The following is an 11369-nucleotide window of genomic DNA, read 5'->3' on the forward strand; positions in this document are numbered from 1 at the left end:
CCTCCCGGGACGGCCGCCGGGAGCCTACTTGCTCGGCGTCGGACTCGGCGCGGGGCTCGCGGTCGACGAGCCGGACGTGCCGCCGCCAGACCCTGCGATCTTCGCCTCGGCATCCATCGCCCGCTGCACGGCGGCGCTCAGCTTCTGCTGCGCGTCGCCGTAGGCCGCGAAGTTGCCCGCCGCGAGCGCAGCCTGTCCGTCCTTGATGGCCTGGCTCGCGTCCTGCAGGGCTGCCTGCAGATCGGCCTGGGCTGTCTGGGACGTTCCCGTTCCGCCGGACGGCTGCGGGCTCGGGGTCGCGCCGGCCTGCCCGTTGTTGCCCGAATCGCCCGCCTTGGCGCCCGAATTCCCGCCGAAGAGATCGTCAAGCGCCTTGTCCAGGGTCGGAGCGAAGCCGATCTTGTCCCCGAAGGCCACGAGCACGCGCTGGAGGGTCGGGTAGGAGGTCGAGCCCGTGGACTTCACATAGACGGGCTGGACGTAGAGCAGGCCCCCGCCCACGGGCAGCGTCAGGAGATTGCCGTTGAGCACCTCGGAGGCGCCCTGACGCAGGAGGTTGAGCGCCTGGGAGACGTTGGTGTCCGAGTTGAACGTGTTCTGCACCTGCCCCGGGCCCGGGACCGATGTGTCGGTCGGGAGTTTGAGCAGCGTCAGCTTCCCGTAGTCGTTCCCCTTCACGCCGGCCTTGTTCCCGGCATTGGAGTCCGCGGCGAGATAGCCGTACATGACCTCCCGGGAGGACCCGCCCTCGACCGTCTGGGGGATGAAGCTCGAGGTCAGCTGGAAGGACGGGGTCTGCTGGCCCGGCATCTGCAGCGTCATGTAGTACGGGGGCTGCTTCACGCCTCCGGACTTCACGGTCGGATCGTTGGGCACGCTCCAGACGTCGTTGTTCTTGTAGAAGTCGCCCGGATCGGTCACGTGGTACCGGGTGAGCAGCTCCCGCTGGACCTTGAACAGGTCCTCGGGGTAGCGCACGTGGCTGATCAGGCCGGCGGACATGTCCGAGATCGGCTTGACGGTGCTCGGGAACACCTTCTGCCAGGCCTTGAGCATCGGGTCCTGGTCGTCCCAGGCGTACAGCGTCACCGAGCCGTCGTACGCGTCCACGGTCGCCTTGACCGAGTTGCGGATGTAGTTGACCGTCGCCTGCGGCAGCTGGCTCGCGCGCCCCGCGGCCGTCTGGGAGTCGGCGGTGATCTGCTGGAGCTGCTGCTGCTGCGAGTACGGGTAGTACTGGCTCGTCGTGTAGCCGTCCACGATCCACTTCACGCGTCCGTCGATCACGGCAGGGTAGGCGTTCCCGTCGATGGTCAGGTACGGGGCCACCTTCTGCACCCGGTCGCGCGGGTTCCGGTCGTACAGGATCTGGGAGTCCTGGTTCACGCCGTCCGAGAAGAGGAGGTCGGTGCTCTGGAACTTCATCGCGTACATGAGCTTGTTGAAGATGTTGCCCACGTTCGGGCCCCCGTTGCCCGAGAAGGTGTACTGGGTGTCCCCCGCGCTGCCCTGGGGCTTGTCCTGCTCGCGGGGCTGGGTCCCCGCGGGGCCGCCGACGACCGAGTAGTCGGGCGAGTACTCGCCGAAGTAGATCCGCGGCTGGTACGTCGAGTCGGTCCCCAGCACCCCGGTCGAGGGGATGCTCGACTCCATGAACACCGGCTTGCCGTCCACCGTGGCCGTGTTGCCGTAGGCGGCCACCACGCCGTAGCCATGGGTGTAGACGATGTGGTTGTTGTACCAGGACTGCTGGCTCGGCGAGAGGCCCTGCGAGTTGAGCTCGCGCACCGCGATCACGGTGTCCTGGGTCTTGCCGTTCACCGAGTAGCGGTCCACGTTGAGCGAGGGGGCGAACTGGTAGTACGGCCGGTACTGCTCGAGCTGCTGGAAGGTCGGGGACACGAGGGTCGGGTCGAGCAGCCGGATGCTGGCGGTGGTCTGGGCGTCCTGGCGCAGCGCCCCCGGGGTCGCGTCGGTGGTGGCCTTGTAGTCCTGCACCTGGACCTTGTCGAGGCCGTAGGCGGACCGTGTCGAGTTGATGTTCCGCTCGAGGTAGGGGGCCTCGGCGCTCTGCTCGGAGGGGCGCACCTGGACCTGCTGGATGACCCAGGGGTAGACACCGCCGGCGAGGATCCCGGTGATCACGAGCATGGCGGTGCCGATGAGCGGCAGGCGCCAGCGCCCGATGACCGCGGCGACGATGAACAGGACCGCGACGATCGCGGCGGCCACGGCGAGGATGGCCTTGGTCGGGATGACCGCGTTGACGTCGGTGAAGAGCGCACCGGACACCCGGCCCGAGGAGTCGAAGACCGCGCTGTAGCGGTCCAGCCAGAAGTTCACGGCAATGAGCAGCAGGAGCGCCGCCCCCGAGATCGCGAGGTGCAGCTGCGCCGCGCGGGCCATGTAGACCCCGCTCTCGCTGATGCGGATCGACCCATAGAGGTAGTGCGTGAGGACGCCCGCGATCCCCGCGATGACGACGACGCCGAGGAGGAAGCCCACGACCGTGCCCAGGAAGGGCAGGGTCATCGTGTAGAAGCTGATGTCGAGGTGGAACTGCGGGTCCTGCACCCCGAACCCGACCTGGTTGAAGAAGAGCGCGGCCTTCTGCCACTGGCTCCCTGCCGCCGCGCCGGCGAAGAGGCCGAAGACGATCGGCACCGCGGCCATGACGATGCGCCGCACCGGCTCGAGCTGCTCCTGGTAGCGCGCCATCGTGTCGTGGCTGGACGGATCCGGGGCGTACACGGGGCGCGCCCGGTACGCGGCCCGCATCACGCCGTACACCGCCCCGGCCATCACGAGCCCGGCCACGAGGAAGACGGCGGCCCGGATGGCGTTCTGCCGGAGGAAGACCTGCAGGTAGCCCAGCTGCTGGAACCACAGGATGTCCGTGTACACGCCGGAGAAGATGACGAACCCGACCGCGATGACGACCACGATGACGATCGTCGGAATCAGGGCGCCCCGACGGCGGCGGAGTGCGGTCGGTCTGCCTTCGGGGCGGGATGTCACGGCGTACCTCTTGCTCTGGGCTCGATGGGTCGGCGCCCGGCTCCGCGGACACGCATGCGGAGCACGGCGCTGCTCTTAGTCAAGCACGCCTGACGCGGGACCACAGTTCCCCGTGCCGCGCGGGTGCGCGATAACGATTCGGCCTCGGCTCGGCCCCGCAGGCTCCGTCAGCCGGCGGTGCACTGCGGCAGGGACGCAGGGGCCCTGCCCTGCGCGTAGGCCTCCACCGCGGAGCGCGCCTCCCTGAGGGTGGAGACCTTGACGACCGCGAGACCGTCGGGGATGTGCCCGACCACCTCGTTGCAGTTGGCCGCGGGCGCCAGGAAGAGTGTGGCACCAGCAGCGCGGGCGCCGACCAGCTTCTGGTCGATCCCGCCGATCGCGCCGACCGACCCGTCGGGGTCGATGGTCCCGGTCCCGGCGATGTTCTTGCCTCCGGTGAGGTCTCCCGGGGTGAGCTTGTCGATGATCCCGAGCGCGAACATCATGCCTGCGCTCGGGCCGCCGACCCGGTCCAGCTCGATCTGGACGTCGAACGGGAAGCGGTAGGTGTAGCGGATGCCCACACCCAGGATCCACCTGCCCTGATTCTGGGCGGGCGTCACCGTGGCCGTCGCCGGCGCTCCCCCGCGGTCGACCACCACCTCGACCGGAGCGCCCTTCCCCGCGGCGAGGGTCTGCTGCACCACGGCGAGGGAGGTGGCCTTCTGGCCGCCGACGCTGACCAGCTTGTCGCCCACCTTCAGCTTCCCGGAGGACGGCGACCCGTCGGCGATCGAGGCGACGTTGAGCTGCTGGTCGTACTGGATGCCCAGGGCGCCGAGCGCGGCGGCGACCGACGTCTGCTCCGAGTCCTGCATGAGCGAGGCGTTCTCGTCCGAGACCTGCTGGCGCGTGGTCCCGGGCGGGTAGACGACCCGCTGGGGCAGGATGCCCTGCGAATGGTCGAACCACGAGCGCGCAAGGTCGATCAGGCCGACGTCGCTGTTGGGCCCGCCGTTGACGTACACCGTCGTGAGGTCGAGGGAGCCGCTGGCCGGGTACGAGGGATGCCCGCTGATCGAGATGACGTCCTTGCCGCCCGTCTGGCCGAGGGTGTTGTACGCCGGTCCGGGCGACTCCACCACGTAGGGAACGGGGACGGAGACCACCGTGGCGCCCAGCACGAGCGCCGCGAGGCCCGAGATCACCGCGGCGAAGGTGCGGCCGCTGCCCGCCGCCTTCGGGGAGCGGGCCGCGCGGGGTGCGGCCGCGCCGTCCTCGGCCCGGCCCTCCTCCGGCCGCACGCCGTCCGGCTGCCCGCCGTCCTTCTCGGGAACTGCGGGGGGATTGACCACGTCTCGCGCCGCCTTCCAGGTGCTCGCACCGCCTCGCACCGCCGGGACCGGCGGACGCGGCCGCCGCGGACCTCCGCGGCGGCACGCCCCAGCCTACGATGCCGCGGACGTGTGCGCCGTGCAGGGCGGTGTGCCGTCAGCGAAAGGGAGCCGCCCGCCGGAGACACGTCGGCGAGCACCGCGGTACCGTGAGGATGTCCCTACCACCAGCATTGATCGGCGGCACGATGACCACACCAGAGAAGCCTTCGGGCCACGACGACGAGCCCCAGGACCCGCTGTCCGAGCTCTTCGGCAGGCTCATGGGCGGTGCGGGCGCCGAGGGATTCGACCCCACGGAGATCGCCAAGGCGGCCGGCCTCCCGAGCGACCCCAACCTCCTGCGCCAGATGTTCGAGCAGGTCCAGGCCATGATGTCGGCCCCCGGCGGCGAGGGCCCGGTCAACTGGCAGCTGGCGCACGACCACGCCCGCCGGACCGCGGCCGCGACCTCGGACCCCTCGGTCTCCGCGGCGCAGAACCGCGACGTGGACGAGGCCCTGCGGCTGGCCGAGCTCTGGCTGGACCAGGCGACCGACCTTCCAGGCACGGGCATCATCGGCCGCGGCTGGTCCCGGGCCGAGTGGATCGAGGCCACGATGGGGACGTGGCGCCGGCTCACGCAGCCCGTCGCCAACAGCATCGCCACCGCGCTCTCGACCGCGCTGAACGAGCAGATGCCCGAGGAGATGAAGGGCATGCTGGGCGGCGCGTCCTCCATGCTCACCAACATGGGCGGGGCCATCTTCGGCATGCAGCTCGGCGCGGCGATCGGCGCGCTCTCGGGCGAGGTCGTGAGCTCCTCCGACATCGGCGTCCCGCTGGTCGACCTCGAGATGGCGCTGCTGCCGGCGAACGTCGCGAAGTTCGGCGAGGGACTGGGCCTGCCGGAAGGCGACGTCCGCCTCTACCTGGCGGTCCGCGAGGCCGCCCATGCGCGCCTGTTCATGCACGTGCCGTGGCTGCGCGCCCATCTGCTCGGCGCGATCGAGGACTACGCGCGCGGCATCCACATCGACGTGTCCAAGATTGAGGAGCTCGCCCACGGGATCGATCCGGGCAACCCGGAGTCGATCCAGGAGGCACTCCAGGGCGGCGTGTTCATGCCGCAGCGCACTCCGCAGCAGGATGCCGCCCTGGCCAAGCTCGAGACGGCGCTCGCCCTCGTCGAGGGGTGGGTCGACGAGCTCACCGCCACGGCGACCGAAGGGGTGCTGCCCTCGGCCGCGGCGCTCCGCGAGGCTGTTCGGCGTCGCCGTGCCACCGGGGGGCCGGCGGAGCACGCCTTCGCCTCGCTCGTGGGGCTCGAGCTGCGCCCGCGCCGGCTGCGCGACGCTGCCACGCTGTGGAAGTCCCTCGGCGACGAGCGCGGGATCGCGGGGCGCGACGCGATCTGGACGCACCCGGACCTGCTCCCCACCGGCGAGGACCTCGACGACCCCCAGGGCTTCTCCGCCCGGCGCTCCCAGGCAGAGGCGCAGGGCTCGGAGGTGGACGAGGCGCTCGAGAAGCTCCTCGCCGGCGGCTTCGACGAGCCGGCGGCCTCCTCCGAGGCGGACGGCCAGCGCGGTGACGGCGGCGATCGCGAGGACGGCGACGGTCCCGAGGACGGCGACGGGACGGACGACGGCGGCACTCCCCCGGGTGCGCCCCGCGACTAGCAGGGGGCAACCCTCAGGGGGAACGGCAGAGACACTCACGGAGCCGGCCGCGCGACGCGGCCGGCTCCGTGTGTCAGTCGATGCCTTCGGTGATCTGGCCGAACGGGACCGACTCGTCCAGATGGGCCTGGAGCTCGTGCGGCTCGTTGATGACCACATGGACGCCGCACACGGCGTCCGCGGCCGACTGGAGCAGCACGGGGCGGACCGTGTCGATGAACTCGGCGCTGCGGCCCTCGAGGTACTTGGCGTAGCTGGCAGGAAGCTGGCTCATGGCGCGATTCTAGGCGTCTTCTTCGTCGTCGATAAGGTCCCAGCCGCTGCCCTCGGCGTCCCCGGCGTCCCCGCGCTGGGAACCGGCGAACGCCACCCCGGCGAGGAAGGCCTTCGCCTCCGCGAGCCTCGGATACGCCTCGACGAGCTTCCAGAACTGGGGGCCGTGGCCCGAGACGAGCAGATGGGCGAGCTCGTGCACGATCACGTAGTCGACCACCCACTCCGGCATGCCCTGCAGTTCGTGGGAGAGGCGGATGGTCCGCTGGCTCGGCGTGCAGGAGCCCCACCGGCGGCGCTGGTTCGTGACCCAGCGGATGGACGCGGGCTCGGTCCGGCCGCCGAAGTACCGCCGCGACAGCCCGGCGGCGCGCTCGGCGAGGGCCTCGTCCGAGTGCGCGCCGCGGCGGCGCGCGGTGTCCTGCTGGAGCCGCTCGACCATCCGCTCGACCCAGTGCGCCTCCTGGGCCCGTGTGAAGGTGGCGGGGATCGCCACCACCGCAGTGCTGCCCTCCCAGAAGGCGGAGACCGTCTTCCTGCGCCGGCCCGACCGGCGCACCTCGATGCGCGGGCCGTCCCCGCCCAGCGGGAGCGCGCCCTGGCCGGGGACGGCGCGCCGGCCCTCACGCGCCACGGATGAGCTCCAGGACTGCCTCGCCGTAGCGCTCGAGCTTGGCCCGCCCCACACCGGCCACTTGGGACAGCTCGTCCAGGCTCGAGGGCTTCGCCTCCGCGATGGCCGTCAGGGTCGCGTCCGTGAACACGACGAAGGCCGGCACGTCCGCCTCGCGCGCCTGCTCAAGGCGCCACGCGCGCAGCGCCTCGAACGTGGCCTCCTCGTAGGTGGGTGGGCACCCGGAGCAGCGGCCGACCTTCCGCTCGGCCCCGGTCGAGAGGATCGTCCCGCACACGCGGCACGTGGTGGGCCCCTTCAGCTCCCGGCGCTTGCGGGGGCTGCGCTCGGCGTGCGAGGAGGTCGAGCCCGCGGGCCGCAGGCCGTCGAGGAACCGCGACGGACGGCGGTGCGCGCGCCCGCCCGGGGTGCGGGACAGGGACCACGACAGGTGCAGGAACTCCCGGGCCCGGGTGATCCCGACGTACAGCAGGCGCCGCTCCTCGTCCACCGTCACGGGCGTGTCGGCGAAGGAGATCGGCACGAGGCCTTCGCTCAGCCCCACGAGGAACACCGCGTCCCACTCGAGGCCCTTCGCGGCGTGCAGCGACGCGAGCGTCACGCCCTGGACGGCCGGTGCGTGCTGGGCCGTGGCCCGCTCCTGCAGCTCGGCCACGAACTCGGGCAGCCCGAACCCCTCGCCCCGCGCGGCGGAGAGCTCGTCGGCGAGGGCCACGAGGGCGGCAAGCGACTCCCAGCGCTCGCGCGTGGCGCCCCCGCCCGTGGGCGCCTGCTCGGAGTAGCCCAGCGAGGAGAGGACATCGCGCACCCGCTGCGCCACCGGCACGCCGTCGTCCGCCTGGGCGCGGGCGGCACCGCGGAGCTGCAGGAGCCCGTCGCGGACCTCGCGGCGGTTGAAGAACCGCTCGCCGCCGCGCAGCTGGTAGCCGATGCCGGCCGCGGCGAGGGCCTGCTCGAACGCCTCGGACTGGCCGTTGGTGCGGAAGAGCACCGCGATGTCCTTGGGCTCGGTGCCCGCCTTGACGAGGGCGGCGATCCTGCGGGCCACGGCGGACGCCTCCGCCTCGTCGTCGGCGCACTCGGCGAATTCGGGCTCGGGCCCGCTGGGCCGCTGGGCGATGAGGTTCAGCGGCTTCGCCCAGCGGGCATCGGCCGCGGGGCCCGCGGGGCGGCGGGCCGCGAGGAGGTCGTTGGCCAGGCGGACCACCTGCGGCGTGGAGCGGTAGTCCCGCACGAGCCGGATCATGGCCGCCTGCGGGTGGCGCTTGCCGAACTCGAGCAGGTGGGTGCTCGTGGCGCCCGTGAACGAGTAGATCGTCTGGCTCGCGTCGCCGACCACGCACAGCTCCTCGCGGCCGCCGAGCCACAGCTCGAGGAGGCGCTGCTGCAGCGGGGAGACGTCCTGGTACTCGTCGACGACGAAGTGGCGGTACTGCTCGCGCACGGTCGCGGCGACCTTCGGGTCCTCCTGCAGGATGCCGACCGTGATGAGCAGGACGTCCTCGAAGTCGATGAGGTTCCGGTCCACCTTGACGTCCTCGTAGGCCTCGAAGAGCCGCGCCACCGTGGCCGGCTGGAGGCCGCCGGGCTCTCCCCTGCCCGCGGCGCCCTCGAGGTAGGTGGAGGGCGTGAGCATCGAGACCTTGGCCCATTCGATCTCCGAGGCGAGGTCGCGGATCGCGGCCCGGTCCACGGTGAGGCGCAGGCGCCGTGCGCCCTCGGCGATGGCCTGGGCCTTGTGCTCGAGGAGGCTCGGCAGCGAGCCCCCCACGGCCTGCGGCCAGAAGTACTGCAGCTGCCGCAGGGCCGCGGCGTGGAACGTGCGGGCCTGCACTCCCCCCACGCCGAGGTCGCGCAGGCGGCTGCGCATCTCGGCGGCGGCCCGCGCGGTGAACGTGACCGCAAGGAGGCGCTGGGGCGAGTAGACGCCCGAGTGGACGCCGTACGCGATCCGGTGGGTGATCGCCCGCGTCTTGCCGGTGCCTGCCCCGGCCAGGACGCACACCGGCCCGTGCAGGGTGGTCGCGACCTCGCGCTGCTCCTCGTCGAGGCCGGCGAGGAGCCGCTCCTCGAGCGTCCCTCCCGCGGCCTGGGCGGACTCGGCCCCGCTCACTGGGCCGCCGCCTCCAGTGCGGTGATGGGGCCGCCGAACCACCTCTCGATGAGGGCCCGCGAGATGGACAGCCGACTGGGCAGGTCGATCTCGCCGGAGCCGGCCGCGGCTGCCAGCTCGTCCCGGGTGAACCAGCGGGCGCGGAGCACCTCGGTGCCGTCCGGCTCGGCGACCTCGTCCAGGGTGCGGGCTGTGAAGCCGAGCATGAGGGAGGCGGGGAAGGGCCAGGGCTGCGAGCCGAGATACTGGCACTCGGTCACGCGGACCCCGACTTCCTCGAGGACCTCGCGGGCCACGGCCTGCTCGAGGGACTCGCCGGGCTCGACGAAGCCCGCGAGGGTCGAGAACATCGTCGAGCGCATGCGCGCTCCGGTCGCGAGGAGCACGCGGTCGCCCGGGCCGACGACGGTCACGATGATCGCCGGGTCCGTGCGGGGGAAGTGCTCCGAGCCGTCCTCGGGGCACTGCCGCACCCAGCCGCTCTGGATCACCTGTGTGGGCGCGCCGCAGCGCGGGCACCGGGGGTGTGAGGCGTGCCAGTTCGCGATGGCGGTCGCCTCCAGCAGGATGCCCGCCTCCACGAGGTCCAGGCCGGGGCCCGATTCGCGGAAGCCGGCCCAGTTTGTCTCCTCGGGCAGCAGCCCGGCGCCCTCCCCCGCGGGCTCCGACATGACCGCAGACACGGGCTCGACCGGCTCGTCGAGGACCACGAGGACGATGTCGGAGCCCGGCGCGGCGTGGGCGGTGGTCCGTTCCTGCGGCAGCCGGCCGAGGTAGACGACGAGGCCCTCGAGCCACTCCGCCGGCAGGGACCGGGCGGGCAGGAAGGCGAGGTGCCCGCCGTCGTGCGCGGCCCGCCGCTGCGAGTAGAGCACCGCGAGGGTGCCCGGCTGGCGCACGAGCTGGCCGAGGAATTCGGGGTCGGCGCGGTCGGCGGACCGGCGGTCGAGCGCTTCCGCCGCCGTGGGGAGGAGCCGGTCGGCGAGCAGTCCGGCAGTTTGGCCCGTCCCCTCGAACGCCGAGAGCGCGGTGCCGGCGGTGGCCGAGGGCTGGGGAGGCGGGAACGAGCCGGAAGTCATACCCACTACGGTACTGAGCCCCTCCGACACTCGCACAACCGGCGGGGCGCCGGTTCGGCGTGGGTCCGTGCCCGCGGCGGCGCAGCGGGCTAGCGTGGAGAAGGTGAAACGCACTCCGCTCGAGCTGGCCGCCATCGCTACCGCCGCCGTCCCCGGGCTGCAGCCGACCGCCGTGGCGGCGTCCCCGGATGACGCCACCGACTTCGATGCGGCCCTTCTGGAGACCGCGGACGGGCGCGCGTGGCGCATCCGCTGCCCGCGCGGCACGGAGGCCAGCGCACGCCTCGAGACCGAGATGACGGTGCTGCGGGCGTTCGACCCCGCCGTGCGCGCCGAGCTGCCGTTCCAGATGCCGGCGGTGGCCGGCACGGTGCGCATGGACGGGCTCACCACGTGCGTCTACACGAATCTCACCGGGACGGTCCGGGACCTCGACGCGCTCGCCTCGGGCAGCGACCGGCTCGCGCGGGAGATCGGGGGGACGCTCGCCGCCATCCACGGCCTGCCCCAGGAGCTCGTCGACAGCGCGGACCTGCCCTCCTACACGGCCAACGGGTTCAGGCAGCGCCGCCTCAACGAGCTCGACCAGGCGGCCACCACGGGCAAGATCCCCGCGGTGCTCCTGCGCCGGTGGGAGCAGGCCATGGAGGACGTCACCCTCTGGCGGTTCAACCCGACCGTGGTCCATGGCGACCTCCACGAGGACAACCTCCTCATCGACGACGACCGCGTCACCGCCGTGACCGGCTGGACCGACCTGCGGATCGGCGATCCGGCCGACGACATCGCCTGGCTCGTCGGGTCGAACGAGCCGAAGTTCATCGACGCGGTGCTCGCGGCCTACCACGAGGCCCGCAAGGAGCCGGTGGACCCGCAGCTCGCCCGGCGCGCGGCCCTGGCGGCGGAGTTTGCCCTCGCGCAGTACCTCGTGAAGGCCCTCGCCCTCGGCGACCAGGAGGTCGCGCGGGACGCCGAGGCCATGCTCGCCGAGCTTGCCGCCGACATCGAGGCCAGCGAGGCAGCGGAGGCCGAGTCCGCCCGCGCCGCAGCGGCGGACGACGGAAGCGGCGAGGGCACCGAGGCCTCTGCGCCGGAGAACGGCCGGCCGGCGGCCGAGATTCCGCGCACGGCGGACCCTGCACCGGCGACCGATGCGCTCCCGCTCATTACCGACGGGCGCCGCGAGGACTGAGGCCGCCCCCGCCCACCCCGCGC

Annotated in this window: 8 protein-coding genes; 2 read left to right on the plus strand and 6 right to left on the minus strand. The window is 72.4% G+C overall.

The annotated features are described in order from the left end of the window. Nucleotides 1-24 precede the first annotated feature (24 nt). Nucleotides 25-3018 carry a UPF0182 family membrane protein gene (locus tag SA2016_RS13265; RefSeq protein WP_066498850.1) on the minus strand — a complete coding sequence of 998 codons (2994 nt, stop codon included), beginning with the start codon at nucleotides 3016-3018 and terminating at the stop codon, nucleotides 25-27. A gap of 167 nt (nucleotides 3019-3185) precedes the next feature. Continuing rightward, nucleotides 3186-4355, minus strand: a complete 1170-nt coding sequence (locus SA2016_RS13270) for a YlbL family protein (RefSeq protein WP_229710912.1) — start codon at nucleotides 4353-4355, stop codon at nucleotides 3186-3188. 227 nt (nucleotides 4356-4582) lie between these two features. On the opposite strand from SA2016_RS13270, the gene SA2016_RS13275 reads away from it, so the two are divergent. Beyond that, nucleotides 4583-6055, plus strand: coding sequence for a zinc-dependent metalloprotease (locus tag SA2016_RS13275; protein ID WP_066502537.1), 1473 nt, complete (start codon nucleotides 4583-4585; stop codon nucleotides 6053-6055). 73 nt (nucleotides 6056-6128) lie between these two features. On the opposite strand, the gene SA2016_RS13280 is transcribed toward SA2016_RS13275, so the two are convergent. Genes SA2016_RS13280 through nudC form a run of 4 tightly spaced genes read right to left on the minus strand, consistent with a single transcriptional unit; the run spans nucleotide 6129 to nucleotide 10154 of the window. Then, a complete protein-coding gene (locus tag SA2016_RS13280; RefSeq protein ID WP_066498852.1) occupies nucleotides 6129-6329 on the minus strand; it encodes a hypothetical protein in 201 nt (66 codons plus the stop codon). Nucleotides 6330-6338: 9 nt separating this feature from the next. Beyond that, on the minus strand, nucleotides 6339-6962 hold the full coding sequence (locus SA2016_RS13285) for a M48 metallopeptidase family protein (protein WP_229710913.1): 624 nt from the start codon (nucleotides 6960-6962) through the stop codon (nucleotides 6339-6341). Then, nucleotides 6952-9075, minus strand: a complete 2124-nt coding sequence (locus SA2016_RS13290) for an ATP-dependent DNA helicase UvrD2 (RefSeq protein WP_066498854.1) — start codon at nucleotides 9073-9075, stop codon at nucleotides 6952-6954. Before SA2016_RS13290 ends, SA2016_RS13285 begins: the two co-directional genes overlap by 11 nt. Further along, nucleotides 9072-10154: an NAD(+) diphosphatase gene (gene nudC / locus SA2016_RS13295; RefSeq protein ID WP_084249515.1), complete on the minus strand. Its 1083-nt coding sequence runs from the start codon at nucleotides 10152-10154 to the stop codon at nucleotides 9072-9074. Before nudC ends, SA2016_RS13290 begins: the two co-directional genes overlap by 4 nt. 103 nt (nucleotides 10155-10257) lie before the next feature. Here nudC and SA2016_RS13300 point away from each other — a divergent pair, with 103 nt between their 5' ends. Next, a complete protein-coding gene (locus SA2016_RS13300; protein ID WP_066498857.1) occupies nucleotides 10258-11346 on the plus strand; it encodes a phosphotransferase in 1089 nt (362 codons plus the stop codon). Nucleotides 11347-11369 lie beyond the last annotated feature (23 nt).

The organism is Sinomonas atrocyanea (assembly GCF_001577305.1).
GTDB lineage: Bacteria > Actinomycetota > Actinomycetes > Actinomycetales > Micrococcaceae > Sinomonas > Sinomonas atrocyanea.

Excerpts from the sequence above, each read along its gene's own strand:
- SA2016_RS13275 (WP_066502537.1), top strand. The coding sequence starts at position 4,583 with ATGACCACACCAGAGAAGCCTTCGGGCCACGACGACGAGCCCCAGGAC.
- nudC (WP_084249515.1), bottom strand. The coding sequence starts at position 10,154 with ATGACTTCCGGCTCGTTCCCGCCTCCCCAGCCCTCGGCCACCGCCGGC.
- SA2016_RS13280 (WP_066498852.1), bottom strand. The coding sequence starts at position 6,329 with ATGAGCCAGCTTCCTGCCAGCTACGCCAAGTACCTCGAGGGCCGCAGC.